Source organism: Aeromonas sp. TW 6, assembly GCF_013168745.1.
Taxonomy (GTDB): domain Bacteria; phylum Pseudomonadota; class Gammaproteobacteria; order Enterobacterales; family Aeromonadaceae; genus Aeromonas; species Aeromonas caviae.
The window spans coordinates 20,271-41,164 of sequence record NZ_JABERS010000038.1; the positions used below are offsets into that span (position 1 = coordinate 20,271).

The following is a 20,894-nucleotide window of genomic DNA, read 5'->3' on the forward strand; positions in this document are numbered from 1 at the left end:
CTGTTGAACAAGCCATACCATCACATGGTGATGTTACATTTTTAGTTTTATATCATGTACATAAGTGCTTTTTGAGCCAATCTACCGTCTCTTTCAGTGCCTCGTCATAGACCTCGAGCAGTGGCTGCTTGTCAAACACCACCGCCTTGCCGTTGCGACTCGCAGCGGCCAATGCCCGGACATCCTGCTCGGGACAAATAAAATCTTTCTTGTGCCCGATACTCAATATCGGCACGGAAGTGCGACTCCCCAGCAATCCCTGGGTCTTGAGGGAGAAGACCTGGCACTTGGTGCGCAGCAGATCCCACTGGGCCGCGTCCGCCCCCAGCCGGTTCGCCAGCCCGTCGCGCATCATGCGCGGGCAGCGGGCGAACATCTCCTGATTGGTGAACACCTGGTTGATGCCGGCACCGATGCAAACCACGGTCCTAAGCTTGAATGGCTCGACGAAGGCGAGGCGGGCCGCCACATTGCCGGCGAGGCGGAACCCCACCATGGCGATGCGCTGGTGATCGACCCAGGCCACCTCCGAGAGGTAGTTGAGCACCGCCTGGTGCAGGCGGCTGGTGTCCTGCACGAGGGGCCAGTGCTCGGCATAGCCGGTGCCCGGCATGTCCAGGGAGAGCATCCCGATGCCATGGGGCTCGAGACACTTGAAATAGAAGTTGAGGAAGTCCACCTGAAGCGAATCGATGCCACCGCTGACGATGACCAGGGGCACAGGTTTCTCGGTGGTGGGCAGATGCAGGTAGCCCTGGATGGTCTTGCCCCGAAACGGGACCTGCAACTCCTTGAGGGGCACCTTGAACAGGCGTCCGGCCTCGCGATAGGCCATGTTGCCGAGCAACTGGGCCTGATCCGCCAGCTCGTCGTGCTTGAGGTGGGGGTAGCTTGCGATGGAGTAGTAGCGCACTGCCTTGAGCAGGCTCTTCAGCGCCGCGGCGCGATCCCCTTCCCCCAGCAGCGTCCGCCCCGTATTGAAATAACGGCCGGCGAGCTGACTCCACTCATAGACCCAGTTGCCGGGCACATAGCCCTTGATGGTGTCCAGATAGCGTTCGTGACTGCGCTCCCCCTGCCCCATGGCGATGTGCGCCAGGGTCTGCTCCACCTCGACGGGATCGGCCCCCTGCCAGGCCCAGGTCGGTCTGCGCAGCAGGCGATACCAGCGGGGCGACAGGGCGCCATCGATGAAGCTGTCAGACAGTGCGCTGTCTTGCTCGTCGACGGGGCTCGAGTTGGAGACTTCGGAAGTTTCCAATACCTTTTTGACCCGGGTAAACAGCTTTTCCGTCAGATTGGTATCGTCGTTTGGTTCCAAAATGGTGGCTCTTCTGTCTCAAACAATGTCCCATCTTAACCACTTTTCACATCGAGCAGCCACACCAGAAACGCATTGAGCCCCAAAAGGGGCTCAATGTGGTCAACCTTGCATCACGACGGATCAGTCCGCTCCCGAATGCCGGGGAGTCACTGGTCGCGACCGGTGGGGCGATTACGCTTCGTCGCAGATCGGCTTGGCGAACTCCAGCGCCATGTCCCAGGGCTGTTCAATCCAGGTATCCTGCGGAATGGCGACTTCGAAGTCATCCACCAGGGGTTCGCCCATGGGCTTGGCGAAGATGGTGATGAACTTGGCTCTGGGGTAGAGCTCGCGGATCGCCTTGGCGGTGCCGCCGGTGTCCACCAGATCGTCCACCACCAGCCAGCCTTCGCCGTCACCTGCGGTGGTGGCAGCCTTCACCACCACCAGCTCGCGCTGGTTGTCGTGGTCATAGCTGGAGATGCAGAGGGTTTCGACATTGCGAATGCCAAGTTCGCGGGCCATCAGGGCCGCAGGCACCAGACCACCGCGGCTGACGGCGATGATCCCTTTCCACTGGCTGACAGGCAGTTGACGACGGGCCAGACGGCGCGCTTCGCGTTGCAGGTTATCCCACGATACATAGAACTTTTTTGGCATGCTATCGATCTCAACGAGTTATAAAGCAATCACTTATGAGGCGAAACCCGGCAAAGAGACGGGTTCAGGTCAATTCTGGCACCCCGTTTCCCGAATTTTGCTTGCACTTTTTCGGCCTCGGGGCTAACGCCTCGGCGGCAAAAACGGATGCAATGCGAACAGGGATGGGGTGTAGCTGGCGGCCATGTCGGGTGGACTCCCGATCTCGGGCCGGCTGTTGGGCCGGTATGATAGCACTCTTTATGGATAAATTGAGCGGCAAACGTATGCGAAAAACAGGAAATGTCCGCCATCTCCCGCTCTGTCGCCCTTTTCGGAGGGCTCCGGCGACACCGACAGGTTAGCCGTTTGACACACATTCCATGACATTCGGGCAAAAAAATAGCAGGAGGAGGAGAGGATCCTCACACACCTGCTGCTGTTACCTGTGACGCCTGCGAGCCTTAACGGCGGGTGGCGTAGGGATTCGGGTAGTTGAAGCCCTGGGTATAGAGAGATTGGGCAAACCAATAGGTTGAATTGCTGCCTGACATCATAAACTCCTGATTGCTTAACAAGTTACGTACCTTAATGCGGGTTCACATCCTTGAACTGACACTCGGTTCCATGGAGGCGCACTTGCTTTGCTTCGGTTCCCTGGAGGCATTGATTGTCATCCTGACAAGTGGGCTGGCCACGGCGGCTAATTTACCACCCGGCGCCAAAAAGACAATATTTTTGTGACAAACATCACATAACTGATGTTGTGCTGACACGAATAAGGCAGGCAGTGAAGTTCGCCATCCATGCTCCCTTTCCCAGCACAAGCAGAGCGTCATTTGCGCTGATCGCTCACATTTTTGCGTGATTGACTGTATTATCGTTATCCTCTTCCCCGGCCCGCAGAGTGGGGCCCGACATTTTCCATGCTGGTAAGGAGTCCCGACGTGGCACAGCTCAGTTCTCTGTCTCCCAAGTTGATTTGGCAATTCTTCGAGCAGATCTGCTCCATCCCCCACCCCTCCAAGCACGAAGCCCAACTGAGCGCCTGGATCGTCGCATGGGCCCAGGGAGAAGGCCTGGCGGTCAAGCAAGATGCCGTCGGCAACATCATCATCAAGAAACCGGCCACACCGGGGATGGAAAACCGCAAGGCCGTGGTGCTGCAAGCCCACATCGACATGGTGCCCCAGGCCAACGCCGACACCCAGCACGACTTCACCACCGATCCCATCGATGCCTACATCGACGGTGAATGGGTCACTGCCCGCGGTACCACCCTGGGTGCCGACAACGGCATGGGCATGGCGGGTTGCCTGGCCGTGCTGGCCGACAAGACCATCAAGCACGGTCCGCTGGAAGTGCTGCTGACCACCGACGAAGAGACCGGCATGACCGGCGCCTTCGGTCTGGAAGCGGGCTGGCTGGAAGGCGAGATCCTGCTCAACACCGACTCCGAAGAGGATGGCGAGGTCTACATGGGCTGCGCCGGCGGGGTGGATGCCAATATCCGCTTCCCCCTGGAGCTGGTTGCTGCCACCGAGGGTGAAGGTTTCGAGCTGCAGGTCAAGGGCCTGCGCGGCGGCCACTCCGGGGTCGACATCCATCGCGGCCGCGGCAACGCCAACAAGCTGCTGGTCCGTCTGCTCAAGGCCGCCGAACCGCTGGGGGTGCGCCTTGGCGATCTCAGCGGCGGCACCCTGCGCAACGCCATCCCCCGCGAGGCCCGTGCCAGCCTGCTGGTGCCCGCCGCCAGCGTGGCTGACTTCAAGGCCCTGGTGGACCGCTACGCCGGCATCTATCAAAGCGAGCTGGCCGCCACCGAGGCCAACCTCACCGTGCTGCTCACCGCCCGGGAGAAACCGGCCCAGCTCATGAGCGAGTCCCTGCAAAGCCGCCTGCTGGATGCCCTGATGGCCTGCCCGAACGGGGTGATGCGCATGAGCGACGCCATCCCGGGCGTGACCGAGACCTCCACCAACCTGGGTGTCATCAAGACACTCGAGGGGGAAGTCTATGTGCAGTGCCTGATCCGCTCCCTCATCGATTCCGGTCGCGAGAACATCGAGCAGATGACCCGCTCCCTGTTCACCCTGGCCGGCGCCAGCTGCGAGTTCACCGGCGCCTACCCGGGTTGGGCCCCGAACGTTGACTCACCGGTCATGGCGCTGGTGCGAAGCAGCTACCAGACCCTGTTTGGCGAGATGCCGAACGTCATGGTGATCCACGCAGGCCTCGAGTGCGGTCTGTTCAAGAGCGCCTACCCGGACTGGGACATGGTCTCCTTCGGCCCGACCATCCGTGGCGCTCACGCACCGGGGGAGAAGGTACACATCCCGGCGGTCGAGCGTTTCTGGCAACTGCTGGTTCACGTGCTGGAACATATCCCGGCCAAGTAAGCCAGCTCACGACCATACCGATGCCCCGCCCCGTGCGGGGCATCTTTTTTGTGCTTCCTCCTCGGCCACCTCTCTCATATCCCCGATTCCACGCGCGGCCCTGGCTTGAAATCGTATCCATGAACAGGTCTGCATTTGAAAACCTTTTCCATGATTTATGTAAATTTACAACACAAAAAGTTGATCCAGCTCACATATGCCCCTAGGATCAGAACGTGACCAAGGTCACACAACCCATGAACCACAGAGAAACGAGGTCATCATATGTTCGAGAATCTGGCAGTGCTGTTCCACCTGAAGGGTGCAACCAGCAAGAAAGGTGCTGAAGAGAAAGACACTTATGCGCCTGCAACCCGCAATTACTACTTCCGTTATGGCGCCTGATATCGCCTGTCCGGAAGTTGAAATTAGCAACGTAATAAAACTACAAAACAACTCAGCAATCCACACAGCAGCCACCCCCATCGGGGCGCTGTCCTGCCCGGGCCAGAATTCCCACGGCCAAACCTGAACTCCAACCATGAAGATGGGGCCCGCAGGCCCCATTTTTTTATCCCGTTTCCGCCTCTATTGCGCCTCCTCGGTGCCACCTTGCAGCGATGCCGGTCGCGACGCGGCGGGCGCCGGCATCATATCGCCTTTCCCAACGGCACCGCCTCCTGCACGGGCAAGGGGAAATGGCAGGCTACCTGATGCCCCTGCCCGCCGCACGCCTCAAGGGCGGGCGAGCGGGTGCGGCACAGATCCGTTGCATGGGGGCAGCGCTGGTGAAAATGGCAGCCACTCGGCGGCGAGATGGGGGACGGCACATCCCCCGTCAGCAGGATGCGCTGGCTGCGCCGCCGCGGATCCGGCACCGGAATGGCGGAGATGAGGGCCTGGGTATAGGGATGGCGCGGTGCCAGGTAGAGAGCCTGGGCCTCGGCCAGCTCGACGATCCGGCCCAGATACATCACCGCAATCCTGTCCGAGATGTGCTTGACCACCGACAGGTCATGGGCGATGAAGATGATGGCGAGGTTCATCTCCCGCTGCAGATTGAGCAGCAGGTTCACGATCTGGGACTGCACCGACACGTCGAGCGCCGACACCGCCTCGTCACACACCAGCAGCTTGGGCTTGAGGGCGATGGCGCGAGCGATGCCGATGCGCTGGCGCTGGCCGCCAGAGAACTCATGGGGGTAGCGATCCACCGCGCTGCCGGGCAAGCCGACTTTCTCCAGCAGCTCCTGCACCCATGTCCGGCGCTGTTCGGCGTTGCCCTTACCGTGGATGATGAAAGGCTCCTCCAGGATCTGCCCAACCGTGTGGCGGCTGTTGAGGGATTCTGCGGGATCCTGGAACACGATCTGCATCTCCTGACGCAGGGATCGCATCTCCTTGGGCGAGAGGTGGGTGATGTCACGCCCCTCGAAGGTGATGGAGCCGGCGCTCGGCTCGAACAGCTTGAGCAACGAACGCCCCAGGGTGGACTTGCCGCATCCCGACTCCCCCACCAGGCCAAGGGTCTCCCCCTGCCTGAGATCAAAGCTGATGCCATCCACCGCGTAGACGGTGTATTGCTTGCGCAAGAAACCGCCACCCATCTTGAAATGCTGCTTTAAATTGCTTACCGACAACAAGCTGGTCATGACTTCCATCCCCGACGATTCATGGCAGCAGACGACCTGGTCGCCTTCCCGCCGCCTGGCTGCCCTGCGACACCCCGTCCCCACACCAGACCGTTCATAGGCTCACCTCCTTCCAGTGGTGGCAGGCCACCCCGTGGTGTTCGCTCAACTGCTCGGTCACCGGTATGGTCTCCACGCAAAGGGGCGTGGCATGGGGGCAGCGGTTGGAGAAACGACACCCTGCCGGCATCTCGTGCAGGGCGGGCACCTGACCCTTGATGGTCTTGAGAAGGCTCTTTGGCACATCTTCCAGACGCGGGATCGAGGCCATCAGACCATGAGTATAGGGATGTCGCGGGTGGTCAAACAGTTCATAGATATCGGCCCGCTCCACCGCACGCCCGGCATACATCACCACCACCTCGTCGCACAGCTCCGCCACCACCCCGAGATCGTGAGTGATGAAGATGATGGCCATGCCGGTCTGGGCTTGCAGCTCCTTCATCAGATCCAGGATCTGGGCCTGGATGGTCACATCGAGCGCCGTGGTCGGCTCGTCGCAGATGAGCAGGGCCGGTTCGCAGGCCAGCGCCATGGCGATCATCACCCGCTGGCGCATGCCGCCGGAAAGATTGTGGGGATAAGCCGCGAAACGCTGGGCAGGCTCGGGGATCCCCACCTTCTTCAACATGGCGATGGCGGCGTCACGGCGCTGGGCCTTGCTGTAATCGGGGCGGTGGAGGCGAAACACCTCCATCAGCTGATCGCCGACCGTCTGCACCGGGTTGAGGGCCGTCATGGGCTCCTGAAAGATCATGGAGATACGGTTGCCACGCACCTTGTACATCTGCTCCGGCGGCAGATTGAGCAGCTCCTCCCCCTGAAAGCGGATGGAGCCCCCTACCACCTGACCGTGGGGCCTTGGCAGCAACCCCATGATGGCCAGCGAGGTGACGCTCTTGCCGCAGCCGGACTCGCCGACTATCCCCAGGGTCTTGCCCGGGGCGACCTGGAAGCTGACCCCGTCGAGCACCTTGATCTTGCCGTCGTCGACGGCGAACTCCACCTCGAGATCCCGCACCTCGAGGATGGGGGACAGAGACTGCCCCTCATGATCGCTGGTGCCGGGGGCGGTGGCCTGTGTGTTGGGCATGACTGCTGCTCCCTTCTGGACCACATCAATGATGTGCATAGGTCTTGTCGATCAGGGTGATGGGGGCCAGCGCCTTGCCGTCAGCCTTGGCCTTCTGGGTCTCCTCCTTCACCTTGGGATCGATCCAGAGCAGGCCGCCACTGCTGTGGGGGTAGCCATCCATGGGCCAGTAGAGCAGATCCGGGGTGTTGCGGGTGGCGGGCACCTCCGGCAGCATCACATAGCGCCAGCTGCTGGCTCGCACGTAGTTGAGCTGAACCCCGGGCACGAAGATGGCGAGATCATAGATCCGCTGCTGGATCTGGTGGGAAAGCGCGGCCCGCTTGTCCATGTCGAACTCGACGTTGTAGGCGTCGATCAGGCTGTCGAGCGCTTTGTCAGCCACGTTGAACAGGTTGTTGGTCTGGGGCTTGTTGGCGTTGTCGGAGTGGAAGGACTCCCAGTATTGCGGATAGAGACCGCCGCCCCCCCAGCCAAGCCAGGCCGCCTCGTGTTTCTTCTCCAGCATCACCTTGAAGCCGGTGGCGCCATCCACCAGATTGAGCTCCAGATCCAGGCCCGCCTTCTTGGCCTCTTCCTTGAGCACGGTCAGCCGCTTGGAGTGCTCCTGGCTGGTGTAGGTGAGGGCCAGGGTGAGCCGCTCTCCCTTGTCGTTTTGCAGGATGCCGTCCGGTCCCTGCTTGCCGTAACCGCCCTTGGCGAAGTACTCCCGTGCCTTGGCGATGTCGTAGGCCCGCTCAGGGAGCGCGATGTCGGTGAAGGCCCCGAAGCCAGAGCCGAAGGTGGTAGCGCGGTCATAATCGCCGTGCAGCACCGTCTCTATCATCTTGTCGATGTTGAAGGCGTGCTGAATGCCGAGCCGCACGTTGAGATCCGCCAGCTTGGGATTGGCCACGTTGAGGTGAACCCCCTGTCCCCCCTGCTTGGTGTCGGTCATGGCCATCACCTTCTGCACGTATCCCTGCTTGTACTCCGGTGTGACCGCCTTCTCATGCCACCAGTTGGGCAGGATCATCTCGAAGGTGTCCAGCTCCCCCTTGAGGAAGTGGCGGAACGCGATGTTGTGGTCGCGGATCACCTGCACCTTGATGGTGTCGAGGTTGAACCTGTGCTGGTTGTAGCGATCGTCTTTTGCCCACCACTCCTTCTGCTTGCTGAAGGTGACGGACTTGCCCTTCTTCACGTCGCTCATCACGTAGGGGCCCGTGGTGGGTACCACGGCCCAGTTGTACTGCTTCACCCAGTTCGGGCCCATCTTGTAGTAGTGCTTGGGCTGGGGCCACAGTTCGGTGGTGTTGAGGAGATCGAGCTTGGCCTTGCGGCTGCCCGCCTTGACCAGGATGGTGTGGTCGTCAATCTTCTCCACTGCCACCACCTCGGTGGTGTAGTAGTTGTTGAACCAGGGGCCCTTGATGTCCTTGGAGCGCATCATCTCGTAGCCGAAGGTGTAGTCATCGGCGGTGACCGGCTTGCCGTCGGACCACTTGGCGCGCGGGTCGAGCCTGAAATAGACGGTCTGGCTGTCCGGTGCGATGGCCCAGGCATTCGCCAGGGCCGGAATGGGGTTGCCCGTGTTGGGATGGAAGCTGATGAGCCTCATCTGGTTGTCGAGGATGAAGGAGCGGAACGAGCCGTTGGAATCCGGCCCCACGGTGCGAAACGTCAACGGGAAGCTGTCGACGAAGAGATTGAGGTTGCCGCCGGGCAGCGCCTTGGGAGAGGCGAACACGGGGTCGGTGTCGTTGGTCTCCCACGTCAGATCCGCGGGCAGGCTGGCCGCCCACACCCAGGATCCGTTCAACAGCAGAAAGAGAGCACCTGTCCATTTGATTTTATTGTTCATGTTTGACTTCCTGGTCATGCCCCTGCACTGGGGGCGTCTTCATTAAGGGTCCTGTCGATGTGCCCTGGCAAGGCGCCACCGCTCACTGATAACGGGTAAATTTGCGCGGATCGAACGCCTCCCGGATGGCCTCCCCGATGAAGGAGACCATGATGAGCACCAGACTCACCGCCGCCACCACCGAACTCACGATCCAGATGGCGTCGAGGTTGTTGATCCCCTGGGAGAGCAGCTCCCCCCAGCTCGGGGTCGGCGGCGCCAGGCCAAAGCCCAGGTAGTCCAGCGCCGTCAGGGTGGAGATGTTGCCCACCACGGCAAACGGGGCCAGGGTGACGATCATCATCAGGGTATTGGGCAGAATATGGTTGAAGATGATGCGCCGGGTACTCGCCCCCTGGGCCCGCGCCGCCATCACGTAGTCCCGTGCCCGCTCCTTGTAGGTGAGGGTGCGCATGTACCAGGTGATCCCCATCCAGCCGAACAGCACGTTGATGCCGACGAACAGGCCGAAGTTCGGCTTGGCCAGGGAGACCAGGATCATGATGACGTAGAGGAAGGGCACCTGGGACCAGATCTCGATGAAACGCTGCATCAGGAGATCGAACCGACCGCCGAGGAACCCCATCATGCAGCCGATGCTGACCCCGATGACATAGCTCGCCACCAGCGCGATGAAAGCAAAGCCGATGGCAATGCGAAAGCCGTAGACCAGCCGTGCCAATACGTCGCGACCGCTGGTGTCGGTGCCGAGGAAGTGGCGCTCCGCCAGGCTCGGGGCATAGGGCGGATAGGCTTCCTCCTTGAAGTCCTGCTCATAGGGGTTCCAGGGGACCAGGGGCAGCAACACCCAATCCCCCTTATCTTCCTTCGCAAATTGGCTCTTGAGCTGGCGGTAATTGGTCTCGTACTCGTAGTCGAGCCCGAAGTGCTGGCCCGGGATCACGTCCCCATAGGTGGGGAAATAGAGCTCCCCCTGATAGCTCACCGCCAGGGCCCGGCTGTTGACCAGCAGTTCCGCCAGCAGAGAGATGACCACCAGGACCGAAAAGATGACAAAGGAGTAGTAGCCGCGCTTTATCGACTTGAAGCGCTTGAGTTTTTTCAGAGTTACCGGATTCAGGTTCATGCTCACTCTCCAAACCGCACGCGGGGATCGACCAGGGCAACGCAGATGTCGGAGACAATGTTGCCCACCAGCATCAGCATGGAGGTGATGGCCAGAATGCCCATGACGGTGGGGTAATCCCGCTCGACGATGGCCTCGTAACCGAGCAGGCCGATGCCGTCGATGTTGAAGATGGTCTCGATGAGGAAGGAGCCCCCGAAGAAGACGGTGAGCACCGACCCTAAGTGACTCGCGATGGGGATCAGGCTGTTGCGCATGGCGTGATCGGTCACCGCCTTGCGAAACGGCAGCCCCTTGGCCACGGCGGTGCGCACGTAATCCGCCGACAGGTTCTCCATCAGGCTGTTCTTCATGGTCATGGTGAGGATGGCGAAATCCCCGATGGCGTAGGCGATGAGCGGCAGCAGCGCGTGGGCGAAGACGGTGCGGATCTGATCCCAGCTGCTCTCCATCCCGTCAAACTCGTCCCCCGGGAAGCCCCCCATGGGCAACCACTCCAGATGGAACGCAAAGACGGTGATGAGGAAGATCCCCACCACGTAGGCGGGCAGCGCATAGGCCATGTAGATGAGCATGGAGCTCAGGGAATCGAAGCGGCTGTTGTGCCTGAGCGCCTTGGCCACCCCGAGCGGGATGGAGACGGCATAACTCAGCAGAAAGGTGGCGAGCCCGAAGAAGGCGGTCACCGGCAACCTCTCCTTGATGAGATCCCACACCGGCTCGTAATAACGGGTCGACTCCCCGAGATCCAGCACCGCCAGCTTCTGCAACCAGTCCCAGTAGGCGACCAGCATGGGCTTGTCGAGACCGTAGAACGCCTTGAGCTCTTCAATCTGTTCGTCGGAGAGTGCCTGCGCCCCCTTGCTGCCACTGGAGCGGCCTGACTCGTTTTGCGAGACCTGCGCCTGCAGCAGCATGCGCTCGACCGGGCCGCCCGGCACGAAGCGGGTGATGGTGAAGACGAGCAGGGTGATACCGAGAAACGTCGGGATGATCAAAAGCATCCGACGTAGGAAATACGACAGCATGGTGGAACCTCGTCCTTGTTGTTCTTTTATGGCCAGTCACATCCGGTGACGGGCCTATCCTTACCTGGCATTACTCACTGAATTGACTGGCATTGACAGACAATCCGGCTCGGTCACTGTAAAAGCTCTGCAACAAAAATCAAGTAGAACCCGGTCTGCGACCGGGAATGTCCCCCCGCAGCATATCCCGCGGATGATTTTTTCCAAAAAACCCAACTTCAATATAAAAAACTGCTACGCCTACCCGTCCAACTCGATTTTAATTATTAAAAAATTAATTACACAGGTGTTTTAATCCATATCAAGCAGAACAAAATCAACAAGTTAACGGTAAGTCGGACTGCTTTCTTATTTACCTATAGAAGAGGGATAGCCGCCCCCACCCTCCGTTCCCCGGAAAACGCTCTCGCCACAAAAGCAGATGAAAATACTGCAAAAAACCGTTTTCTCGATATCGACACTGGAGTGACAAGCGACTTATCGATAAGTTCAAAAATAATCAATAAAATTGTAAAAATCGAACCTAACAACATCTTTACATAAGTTGACGCGGCATTTACGGAATAAAACGCCAAAAATATTCCATCAAGTGCATATTCCCATCTAATTCCCTCTACTGCCCCCATCCCCGCCGCTCCATTTGACGTCCATCACCAAACCTTGATAAGCCTTACGCACCGCTCCAACGAGGGCGGTAATGGAAGCAAACAAAAAACAATCAGGAAGGATACTAGCGATGCTTAGGAAAAGCAGACTCTCTGCTGCCGTAGCGTTTGCCTTGGCGAGCGCGGCAGTAGTGGCCACCCCTGTCCTGGCCGAAGAGGGCCAGAACGTCGAAAAACTGCAAAAAATCAAGGTCACCGGCTCGCGGATCTCCCGGGTCGATGTGGAAGGCGCCACCCCGGTCGTCTCCGTGACCAAGGCGAAGATCGAGCAATCCGGTCAGCAGACCGTCGCCGATTACCTCAAGCAAGCCTCCTACAACTCCTTTGGCGGCGTCTCCCCGGCCTCCGGCAGCTCCTTCCAGTCCCAAGCCACCGTCGGCCTGCGCGGCCTGGGTTCAGAGCGTACTCTGGTCCTGCTGAACGGCAAGCGGGTGGCGGGCTCCCCCACCATGGGCGGCACCTCCATCAACCTGAACACCATCCCCATGGCCGCCGTTGAGCGGGTCGAAGTCAACCTGGACGGCGGCTCCGCCATCTACGGTTCCGACGCCATCGGTGGTGTCATCAACGTGGTGCTCAAAGAGGGCTATGAAGGCCTGAGCTTCCAGGGACGCCTTGGCTCCCCGACCGAAGACGGCGGTGACGAGAAGAGCGGCTCCATGGTCGCGGGGATCAACGGCGAGAAGGGCTCCCTGATGGCGGTCTACGAGCACGACAAGAAGGACGTCATCTACGCCCGTGATCGTGACTATCTCTCCAAACAGGGCAACGACTCCCCCAGCCCCTACGGCCGCAACGTGGAAGGGATCACGGGTCTTGACGCCAACGGCGACCCCATCTGGAAATACGGCCCGCTGGCCGGCGCCACCAATGCCGATGGCACCTGTAAGTCCCCCTTCGTCGGGTTCGAGGACGGCTGTAACTTCAACTACGGTCAGGTGGCCGCCACCACGGCCTCCCGCAGCCGCGACACCCTGTACGTGAACGGCCGCTATCACATCAACGACAACGTCGACTTCGTGCCGCAGCTCATCGGCTCCCGGGTCGAGAGTTTCGGCCGCTTCGCCCCTGCCGCCGGCGCCTTCACCATCGATCCGGCCAACCCGAAGAACGCCCAGTTCTTCGCCGACAACGGCCTGGATGCCGCCGCCACCCAGGGGCTGGGTGAAGCTGCCTATGCCTACTACCGCTTCAACAACGTCGGCCCCCGCGACAACTTGGTCACCGACATGACCGGCAGCATGAACCTGGGCTTCGAGGGTACCATCACCACTGAAAGCGTCGGCGACATGCAGTGGAACGCCGGCTACATGTACTCCAAGACCGACAACAAGGAGAACGGCACCGGTTACGTACTGAAGTCCGCCGCCCAGCAGGCGGTCGCCGACGGCAAGTTCGTCGGTGGCGAGTTCGACGCCTCCACCACGGCCTCCATGGCCGCCGACACCAGCCGCCGCGCCACCATGGACTTCTACCAGTGGTACGCCGGTGTCCAGTGGGACATGGGTGAACTGCCGGCCGGTCCGGTCAGCTGGTATGCCGGTGCCGAGTACAACGACTGGGTCTATGCCGACAAATACGACGCCCAGTCCGAAGCCGGCAACATCATCGGCTCCTCCGGCAACTCCTCCGGTGGCGTGCGTGACGTGACTGCCGCCTACATCGAGTCCCTGGTGCCCATCACCGAGCAGATCGAGCTGAACGTGGCCGGTCGCTTCGACAAGTACAGCGACTTCGGCAGCGCCTTCTCCCCCAAGGCGAGCCTGCGTTACCAGCCGCTGGACAACCTGATGCTGCGCACCTCCTGGTCCCGTTCGTTCCGCGCCCCCAGCCTGAGCGACCTCTACTCGGCTGACTCCTACTCCGCCGACTGGGCCAAGGACTATGTCTACTGCGAGGCCAACGGCATCTCCGCGGCTGACTGCCCGAACCGCCAGTACGACACCACCCGTACCTCCAACGAGGATCTGAAGGAAGAGACCGCGGACACCTGGAACTTCGGGGTGGCCTACAGCCCGGTGGATGACCTGAACCTCTCCCTGGACTACTACACCATCAAGATCGAGGACATGATCCAGCTGAACTCCCTGCAGTCCGTCATCTATGACGAGCTGAACAACGGCGGTTCCAGCTACATCACCCGTAACAGCCAGGGCAAGATCAGCGGCGCCATCGCCCCCATGGTCAACCTGGGGACCCTCAATACCTCGGGTCTTGACCTGAAGGTGGACTACAAGTACGACCTGAACTACGCCACCATCCGCTACGACCTGGGTGGTACCTACATCCTCGAGTACAAGGAAGGTCTGTACGCCGGTGGTCCCGTCATCGACAAGATCGGCCAGAACGGCCTGCCGCAGCTGCGCTTCAGCTCCGGTGTGGGCGTCAATGTTCCCCAATGGTGGAACATGGACACCTACCTGAGCGCGAACTACATCGACTCCCAGAGCCAGGACTACATCGCCGATACCGGTGAGGAAGTGGGCCACATCGCGTCCCAGACCACCTGGAACCTGAACGTCGGCGTGGAAGCGCCCTGGAACGGCAAGATCCAGGTCGGCGTGAAGAACATGTTCAACGTGGGCCCGTCCCTCGAGAGCGATGGCTTCACCTATAACGAAGATCTCTACAGCATCGACGGTCGCATCTACTACCTCGACTACAGCCAGAAGTTCTAATCCACCAGCAAACCACAAGCCGGCCCGTTCGGGCCGGCTTTGCCCAAGGTCCCAAGGAAGTTACGGAGATAGGGTAATCCTATGAAGACAAGGACAATTACAATGAAGAAAGCGCTCCTCGGCAGCCTGATTTCGGCTGCCTTGCTGACCAGCTTCAATCTGAGTGCCGCCACCGCCGGTCAGGCCGTGGACGCTCAAGCCGCCACCGACAATGCATCCAAAGTTTCCCAGCAGAAGATCGACAGCTACGCCGAGTCTGCCGAGTCTGCCCTGGCCCAGTACAAGGCCGCCCTGCGCCAGGTAGACAGCCTGCGCGCCTACAACGAGCAAGTGGGCAAGATGGTCGACTCCCAGAGCGCCGAACTCGCCTCCATGCAAAAGCAGATCGCCCAGATCGACCAGACCAGCACCGAAGTGGTGCCCTTGATGCTCAAGATGATCGACTCACTCGAGCAGTTCGTCTCCCTGGACCTGCCGTTCCAGAAGGTGGAGCGTGAGGACCGCGTGGCGGCCCTGACCGATCTCATGAACCGGGCCGACGTCACCATCTCCGAGAAGTACCGCAAGATCCTCGAGGCCTACCAGATCGAGGAGGGCTTCAGCCGCACCATCGAAGCCTACAAGGCGAGCCTGGACAAGGATGGGGACGAGAAGACCTACGAGTTCCTGCGCGTCGGCCGCATCGCCCTGCTCTACCAGTCCCCGGATGGCAACGAGACCGGCATGTGGAACAAGAAGACCCGCCAGTGGGAAGTACTGCCCCAGGAGTATCGCAGTGCGGTTGAACAAGGCCTTCGCATCGCGAAGAAGCAGGCGCCCCCCGCCCTCATCAAGCTGCCGGTTCAAACTGCGGAGAAAGCATCATGAAAGGAATCAAACTTGCCATCGCCTCGCTGATCGCGGGCGCTACCCTGGTCACCCTGCCGGTGACCGCCGCCGAGAAGCCGGTGGATCTCAACGCCCTGCTCAATCAGGTCAAGGCCGCCAGCACCAGCGAATCCCAGCTCAACAAGGAGCGGGAAGCCCGCTTCCTGGCTGACAAGAACGAACAAGGGGCCCTGCTCGCCAAGGCCAAGGCGGATCTCGCCGCCGAAGTCGCCAGGGGCGAAAAGCTCAAGGCCACCTTCGATGCCAACGACAAGCAGCTCACCGAGCTGACCGAAACCCTGCGCCAGCGCTCCGGCAACATGGGCGAGATGTTTGGCGTGCTGCGCCAGTTCGCCGGTGAATTCAAGGGGATCTTCAATGCCTCCGCCCGCCGGGTCGAACATCCCGAGCAGACTGCCCTGCTGACTCGCCTGGCCGAGAGCAAGGAACTGCCCTCCAGCGATGACCTGACCGCCTTCTGGACCACCACCCTCAGCCGCATGGTCGACGGTGGCAAGGTGAGCCAGATCCCGGCCACCGTGGTCTACGGCGAGGGCAACCAGGCCCAGAAGACCGTGACCCAGATCGGCGAGTTCAACACCGTCTCCGAAGGCAAGTACCTCACCTTCGTGCCGGAGACCGGCAAGTTCGAACAACTCTCCCGCCAGCCCGAGAACGCGGTGCTGGAACCGGTCGCCAAGTTTGAACAGGGTGGCGGCAGCGTCGAACCCATCTTCATCGACCCGTCCCGCGGCGTGATCCTCTCCCTGCTGGTGCAATCGCCGACCCTCAAGGAGCGCATCGATCAGGGTGGCTCCGTGGGCTACGTGATCCTGGCGCTGGGTGTCATCGGCACCCTGCTGGCCCTGTTCTGCGGTGCCCGTCTCTCCCTCATCGGCGGCGCCATGCGCAAGCAGCTGAAGTCCGAGCAGGTCATCAAGGGCAACCCCATCGGTGACATGCTGGGGGCCTATCAGGCGCACCGCGGTGACAACATCGAGGATCTGGAGTCCAAGCTCGACGAGATCATCCTGCGCAACGTGCCCAAGCTGGAGAAGGGCATCAGCCTCATCAAGCTGATCGCCTCCGTCGCCCCGCTGCTGGGCCTGCTGGGTACCGTGGTCGGGATGATTGCCACCTTCCAGGCCATCACCCTGTTCGGTACCGGCGATCCCAAGCTGATGGCGGGGGGTATCTCCGAGGCCCTGGTGACCACCATGCAGGGTCTGGTCGTGGCCGTGCCCATGCTGTTCCTCTACACCATCGTGCAGACCCAGAGCCGCCGTCTGATCCAGGTACTGGAAGAGCAGAGCGCCGGTTTCGTTGCCCGTTATCAGGAACGTCTGCACGCCGCCAAAGCCGCAGCCTAAGGAGTCACCCATGTGGTTCTGGTTGATTGAAGAAGTCGAGTCGGTCCGCCGGTTTCTGGGATTGGGGGGCGACGTGCTGGTCGCCCTGTTCTTCCTGACCCTGATGATGTGGGCCCTGCTGCTGGAGCGCTGGTTCTACTTCATGGCGGTCTATCCCCAGCAGGTGAAACAGACCAAGACGGCCTGGCTGGCCCGCACCGATCACCTCTCCTGGTCCGCCAGGCAGATCCGCCGCGAGCTGGTCTCCCGGGTCGCCATGGCGGTGGACAAGGGGATGCCGGTCATCAAGGTGCTGATCGCCCTCTGCCCGCTGATGGGGCTGCTTGGGACCGTGGTCGGCATGGTGCAGGTGTTCGATACCCTGGCCATTACCGGCACAGGCTCCCCCAGGGCGATGGCCTCGGGGATCTCCAAGGCGACGGTACCGACCATGGCGGGCATGATTGCCGCCCTTTCCGGCCTGTTTTTTGTCAGCCGGCTCGATCACAAGGCCAAGCTGGCCGTGCAGAAGCTGGAAGATAACCTGAAACACGGCTGATGCAGGATGCACATCCCCGGCCGGGCCATGCCCGCCGGGGCACAGAACAAGCAAGGAGTTTTTTGCCATGAGAAAACGTCACAGCGACAGCGGTGCTGACGAGGCGGCCATCGATTTGACCCCCATGCTGGACATCGTGTTCATCATGCTGATCTTCTTCATCGTCACCACCTCGTTCGTCAAGGAGTCCGGCGTGGAGATCAACCGCCCGAGCGCCAGCACGGCCGAGACGGTGAAGAAGGGGAACATCATGGTCGCGGTCCGCGAGAACGGCCAGGTCTGGGTCGACAAGCGCATCGTCGAAGTGGGCGCGGTGCGTGCCAACATCGAGCGGCTGCGGGCGGAGAACCCGGAAAGCGCCGTGGTGATCCAGGCCGACAGCGAATCCCGTTCCGGTCTGGTGGTGCAGGTCATGGACCAGATCCGCATGGCCGGTGTCCAGAACATCTCCATCGCCGCCGACAAGAGCAGCTGATGCCGGAGCGAATGCCATGAGATACCTGATATCGTTAGCGGTCTCCTGCGTGGTGGTGTTCTTCCTGTTTCTGGGAATGAACAAGCTCATCACGCCGGATCACCGGGAGCTGACGGAGCGGGAGGACGTCACCATGACCGACTTCATCCGCCTCAAGCCTCAGGAGACCTTGCAAGAGAAGCAACGGGAACTGCCCAAGCCGCCGCCCCCGAACCGCCCGCCGCCCCCGCCCGAGATGGAGGTGGCGAGCACGGACAGGCCGAAGATGGACAGCTCCCCCATGGACATGCCCAAACTCGACATCCCGGTCAACATCGGTGGCGGCAACGCCCTGGGTGCCTACAGCACCGGCGGCGGTGGCGGCGGCATGGGCGGCAACAACGGCGCCATCCCGATGGCGACCTTCGAGCCCATGATGCCCCGCAAGGCGGCCCTGGCCGGTCTTGCGTCCGGCAAGGTGCTGGTGGAGTTCACCGTCACCGAGCGCGGTACCGTGAGCAACATCCGCATCGTCAAGGAAGAGCCCCGCAGCTATGACCTCGGCAAGGCGGCACGCCAGACCATCGCCAAGTGGACCTTCAAGCCGGCCATGGTGGACGGCAAGCCGCAGGCCAGTCGCATGCAGCAAGAGATCGAGTTTGCGACCAACTAAGGAGGGTGGCGATGAAAAAGTTACATACCCTGATCCTCGCCCCGGTGGCCATGGCGGTGCTGCTCAGCACCGCCACCTGGGCCGCCGAACAACCCGCCCTGTCTGACCGCGCCTACCGCGCGGTCAACAAGGCCCAGGCGTTGATCACCGAGAAGAAATACGGCGAGGCCAATGCCAAGCTGCAGGAGGCGCTGTCCGGCGCCGGCGAGCGGGTCTACGACAAGGGGGTCATTTTGCAGACCCTGGGCTTCGTGGCGGCGCAGCAGGAGAAGTACGGTCAGGCGACCAAGTACTTCGCCGACGCCATCGCCACCGGCGGCCTGCCGCCCCCGGTGGCCCAGCAGGTGCGCTACAACCTGGCCCAGCTCTACATGGCGGAGGGGAACTTCAAGGGTTCCATCAACACCATGAAGGAGTGGTTCGCAAACCTCAGCAAGGACGAGAAGCCGACCCCGCACGCCTACATCACCCTGGCCAACGCCCATGTGCAGCTCAAGCAGTACCGGGAAGCCATTCCGGCGGTGGACAACGCGATCAAGCTCTCCGCGGGCAAGGCGCCGGAGTCCTGGTACCTGCTGAAGATGGCGGCCCACTACGAGCTGAAACAGTACAAGCCGGCTACCGAGGTGCTGACCGCCCTGGTGGACCGCTACCCGGAGAAGAAGAAGTACTGGACCCAGCTCTCGGCCATGCACATGCAGGCGGGCAACGATGCCAAGGCCCTGGCGGCACTGGAAGGGGCCTACAACCTCGGCATGCTGACCGAGGCCAACGAGTTGCAGCGGCTCGCCAACTACCTCGCCTTCGCCGGCATTCCCCACCGCGCCGCCCGCGTGATGGAGAAAGCCATGAAGGAGGGGCAGATCGAGAGCACCGCGGCCAACTACAAGACGCTGGCCAACTATTGGCATCAGGCCAAGGAGCTGGACCCGGCCATCGACACCCTGGCCAAGTCCTACAAGCTGGCCCCCAATGCCGAGCTGCAGCTCAAGATGGCGCGCATGATGATCCAGAGCAAACGCTACCAGGATCTGGTGGCCTTCGCCGCCAAGCCTGCCGCCAACGCCAGCGGCGAGCAGCGGGCGGATCTGAAGTTCCTGACCGGGGTCGCCTATTTTGAGCAGCAAAAGCCCAAGGAGGCGCTCTCCGCCTTCACTCAGGCCGCCCAGAATGGCAACGTCAGTGGTCGTGCTTCCCCCTGGATCAGCTTCTTGAAAGAGCAGCAGGGCGGCGCCGTCACCCAATAAAGCTGCGCGGCCCGGCTGGCGGGACGGGGATCTCCCCGACTCGGCATCCGGGCCGCGACACATCGACAAGGGGGTCACCCCGCAGATTGCCTTGGTGGCAATTGGCCGCTCTTCGGAGCGGTCTTTTTTATTGCACCGCCCCTGCCCTTTTCCCCTCCTTCTCCTGATACAAGGCACAAAAAAATCCGGAGCCTGGGCTCCGGATTGGGTCATTGCCTTGCGAGAGAACAGGCCATGCAAAGTGCCGGCCTGCCGCTCAAACGGTCATCAGTAGCTGCACACCAGCTTCCAGCTGCCGTCGCCCACTCTGAGTTCGCTGCTGGTATAGCAGCCTGGACAACTCAGTAGCTGCATATCAGTTTCCAGCTGCCATCGCCCGTCTTGGGCTCGCTGCTGGTCCACCAGTTGGCCTGCCACACCGCCTTGCCGTTGGTCATGCGGTCGTTGCCATTGGCGTGATCCCCGCGCGGCCAGGTCGGATAGGCATTGTAGTCCGCCGGGTTGACGTTCTGGCTGGCACAGGTGGTGCCACCGCTGCCGCCGTCACCACCACCACTGCTGCCCAGCACCGCCTCGGCCAGGGCCGGGAAGTCGGACTTCAGACCTATGGTCTGGCTGCCGGCAATCAGGCGCATGCCGCTCGGCACACCGGCGGCCGGCAGGTAGTAGGTCATGGCCACTTCGACCTCGGTGCCCGGCGTCCAGGCTTTCCAGGCCGGCAGCGTCAGAGCCACCTTGTGGAAGTCCTTCTCATTGGCGATGCCGTCCGAGTTCTGGTTGCCGCCGCTCTCCACCACTTTCAGTCCCATGCCGCTCTGGTCGGTGATGGTGTCTGAGGTGGAGGTGGGGACCAGGAACTCGATGCGGGTGCCGCCCGGAATGGTCTGGGTCGACTTGTTGGTGAGCTTGAGGGTCGGGTTGATCGGGTAGTTGGAGTCCCCTTCCTTGAAGCCGGAGAGGCTCACGCCGATGTCGAGCTGGGCAGCCGGCGCCGGCAGATCATTCTGCTTCAGGGCCGCCTTGTCGGCCTTGCTAAACTTCTCGTAGGCGAGGCTGGTGAGGGTGCTGCCCATCACGTACTCGTTCTTCGCGGCGTCGAAGTCATAGTCCCCCGCCATCTCCCAGAACATGACGCCCCCCAGGCCCCGCTTGACGATGTAGTCGAGCTTGTGACCCATCTTAAATGCGAAAGGGGACTCCCTCCGACGTAGGTGGGAGGGGAATTTCGCCGGGGCGTCAGCCCCGCTGGTTTTGAATGTATTGCTTGATCACCTCCAACGGTGCTCCGCCGCAAGAGCCCG

15 protein-coding genes and 2 pseudogenes are annotated in these 20,894 nt (G+C 61.3%); 8 read left to right on the forward strand and 9 right to left on the reverse strand.

Translation table 11 applies throughout. The features are described from left to right. Positions 1-52: 52 nt before the first annotated feature. Both frsA and gpt read right to left on the reverse strand, forming a co-directional pair. The gene (frsA, locus tag HKD46_RS16495) at positions 53-1,321 is read right to left on the reverse strand and encodes an esterase FrsA (RefSeq protein WP_010675462.1); all 1,269 of its coding nucleotides are present in this window, start codon (positions 1,319-1,321) and stop codon (positions 53-55) included. A gap of 174 nt (positions 1,322-1,495) precedes the next feature. After that, positions 1,496-1,963: a xanthine phosphoribosyltransferase gene (gene gpt / locus HKD46_RS16500; RefSeq protein WP_039040347.1), complete on the reverse strand. Its 468-nt coding sequence runs from the start codon at positions 1,961-1,963 to the stop codon at positions 1,496-1,498. A gap of 926 nt (positions 1,964-2,889) precedes the next feature. Between gpt and HKD46_RS16505 the strand changes: the two genes are divergently transcribed. After that, positions 2,890-4,341, forward strand: coding sequence for an aminoacyl-histidine dipeptidase (locus HKD46_RS16505; protein ID WP_045525722.1), 1,452 nt, complete (start codon positions 2,890-2,892; stop codon positions 4,339-4,341). Positions 4,342-4,970: 629 nt separating this feature from the next. Here the strand turns inward: HKD46_RS16505 and HKD46_RS16510 are convergent. The 5 genes from HKD46_RS16510 to HKD46_RS16530 all read right to left on the reverse strand — a co-directional run bounded on the left by HKD46_RS16510 (position 4,971) and on the right by HKD46_RS16530 (position 11,101). Continuing rightward, the gene (locus tag HKD46_RS16510) at positions 4,971-5,972 is read right to left on the reverse strand and encodes an ABC transporter ATP-binding protein (RefSeq protein ID WP_041212969.1); all 1,002 of its coding nucleotides are present in this window, start codon (positions 5,970-5,972) and stop codon (positions 4,971-4,973) included. A gap of 94 nt (positions 5,973-6,066) precedes the next feature. Continuing rightward, positions 6,067-7,104, reverse strand: coding sequence for an ABC transporter ATP-binding protein (locus HKD46_RS16515; protein WP_171865682.1), 1,038 nt, complete (start codon positions 7,102-7,104; stop codon positions 6,067-6,069). 25 nt (positions 7,105-7,129) lie between these two features. Then, positions 7,130-8,947 (reverse strand): extracellular solute-binding protein, encoded by a 1,818-nt coding sequence (locus HKD46_RS16520; protein ID WP_039040350.1) that lies wholly within the window; start codon positions 8,945-8,947, stop codon positions 7,130-7,132. An 82-nt stretch (positions 8,948-9,029) separates the two neighbouring features. After that, a complete protein-coding gene (locus HKD46_RS16525; RefSeq protein ID WP_041212459.1) occupies positions 9,030-10,073 on the reverse strand; it encodes an ABC transporter permease in 1,044 nt (347 codons plus the stop codon). A 2-nt stretch (positions 10,074-10,075) separates the two neighbouring features. Beyond that, on the reverse strand, positions 10,076-11,101 hold the full coding sequence (locus tag HKD46_RS16530; protein ID WP_010675471.1) for an ABC transporter permease subunit: 1,026 nt from the start codon (positions 11,099-11,101) through the stop codon (positions 10,076-10,078). Positions 11,102-11,837: 736 nt separating this feature from the next. Here HKD46_RS16530 and HKD46_RS16535 point away from each other — a divergent pair. The 7 genes from HKD46_RS16535 to HKD46_RS16565 all read left to right on the forward strand — a co-directional run bounded on the left by HKD46_RS16535 (position 11,838) and on the right by HKD46_RS16565 (position 19,593). Beyond that, positions 11,838-14,444 carry a TonB-dependent siderophore receptor gene (locus HKD46_RS16535; RefSeq protein WP_171865683.1) on the forward strand — a complete coding sequence of 869 codons (2,607 nt, stop codon included), beginning with the start codon at positions 11,838-11,840 and terminating at the stop codon, positions 14,442-14,444. A gap of 102 nt (positions 14,445-14,546) precedes the next feature. Next, the gene (locus HKD46_RS16540; protein WP_010675473.1) at positions 14,547-15,311 is read left to right on the forward strand and encodes a DUF3450 domain-containing protein; all 765 of its coding nucleotides are present in this window, start codon (positions 14,547-14,549) and stop codon (positions 15,309-15,311) included. Next, positions 15,308-16,681: a MotA/TolQ/ExbB proton channel family protein gene (locus tag HKD46_RS16545; protein ID WP_171865684.1), complete on the forward strand. Its 1,374-nt coding sequence runs from the start codon at positions 15,308-15,310 to the stop codon at positions 16,679-16,681. The genes HKD46_RS16540 and HKD46_RS16545 overlap by 4 nt, the downstream gene beginning before the upstream one ends. Positions 16,682-16,691: 10 nt before the next feature. Continuing rightward, entirely contained in the window at positions 16,692-17,219 is a 528-nt protein-coding gene (locus HKD46_RS16550; protein WP_010675475.1) for a MotA/TolQ/ExbB proton channel family protein, read from the forward strand. 67 nt (positions 17,220-17,286) lie between these two features. Next, entirely contained in the window at positions 17,287-17,694 is a 408-nt protein-coding gene (locus HKD46_RS16555) for a biopolymer transporter ExbD (RefSeq protein WP_010675476.1), read from the forward strand. Positions 17,695-17,710: 16 nt separating this feature from the next. Beyond that, positions 17,711-18,346 (forward strand): energy transducer TonB, encoded by a 636-nt coding sequence (locus tag HKD46_RS16560; RefSeq protein ID WP_043154309.1) that lies wholly within the window; start codon positions 17,711-17,713, stop codon positions 18,344-18,346. An 11-nt stretch (positions 18,347-18,357) separates the two neighbouring features. Continuing rightward, positions 18,358-19,593 carry a lipopolysaccharide assembly protein LapB gene (locus HKD46_RS16565; RefSeq protein ID WP_161470149.1) on the forward strand — a complete coding sequence of 412 codons (1,236 nt, stop codon included), beginning with the start codon at positions 18,358-18,360 and terminating at the stop codon, positions 19,591-19,593. 341 nt (positions 19,594-19,934) lie between these two features. Here HKD46_RS16565 and HKD46_RS16570 read toward each other — a convergent pair. Together HKD46_RS16570 and HKD46_RS16575 are read right to left on the reverse strand one after the other, a co-directional pair. Then, positions 19,935-20,771 (reverse strand): annotated as a pseudogene (locus HKD46_RS16570) (chitinase C-terminal domain-containing protein); the annotation flags it as partial. Between the two features lie 58 nt (positions 20,772-20,829). Further along, positions 20,830-20,894, reverse strand: a pseudogene (locus tag HKD46_RS16575) (IS200/IS605 family transposase); the annotation flags it as partial.

Excerpts from the sequence above, each read along its gene's own strand:
- gpt (WP_039040347.1), bottom strand. The coding sequence starts at position 1,963 with ATGCCAAAAAAGTTCTATGTATCGTGGGATAACCTGCAACGCGAAGCG.
- HKD46_RS16510 (WP_041212969.1), bottom strand. The coding sequence starts at position 5,972 with ATGACCAGCTTGTTGTCGGTAAGCAATTTAAAGCAGCATTTCAAGATG.
- HKD46_RS16515 (WP_171865682.1), bottom strand. The coding sequence starts at position 7,104 with ATGCCCAACACACAGGCCACCGCCCCCGGCACCAGCGATCATGAGGGG.
- HKD46_RS16520 (WP_039040350.1), bottom strand. The coding sequence starts at position 8,947 with ATGAACAATAAAATCAAATGGACAGGTGCTCTCTTTCTGCTGTTGAAC.
- HKD46_RS16525 (WP_041212459.1), bottom strand. The coding sequence starts at position 10,073 with ATGAACCTGAATCCGGTAACTCTGAAAAAACTCAAGCGCTTCAAGTCG.
- HKD46_RS16530 (WP_010675471.1), bottom strand. The coding sequence starts at position 11,101 with ATGCTGTCGTATTTCCTACGTCGGATGCTTTTGATCATCCCGACGTTT.
- HKD46_RS16535 (WP_171865683.1), top strand. The coding sequence starts at position 11,838 with ATGCTTAGGAAAAGCAGACTCTCTGCTGCCGTAGCGTTTGCCTTGGCG.
- HKD46_RS16540 (WP_010675473.1), top strand. The coding sequence starts at position 14,547 with ATGAAGAAAGCGCTCCTCGGCAGCCTGATTTCGGCTGCCTTGCTGACC.
- HKD46_RS16545 (WP_171865684.1), top strand. The coding sequence starts at position 15,308 with ATGAAAGGAATCAAACTTGCCATCGCCTCGCTGATCGCGGGCGCTACC.
- HKD46_RS16550 (WP_010675475.1), top strand. The coding sequence starts at position 16,692 with ATGTGGTTCTGGTTGATTGAAGAAGTCGAGTCGGTCCGCCGGTTTCTG.
- HKD46_RS16555 (WP_010675476.1), top strand. The coding sequence starts at position 17,287 with ATGAGAAAACGTCACAGCGACAGCGGTGCTGACGAGGCGGCCATCGAT.
- HKD46_RS16560 (WP_043154309.1), top strand. The coding sequence starts at position 17,711 with ATGAGATACCTGATATCGTTAGCGGTCTCCTGCGTGGTGGTGTTCTTC.
- HKD46_RS16565 (WP_161470149.1), top strand. The coding sequence starts at position 18,358 with ATGAAAAAGTTACATACCCTGATCCTCGCCCCGGTGGCCATGGCGGTG.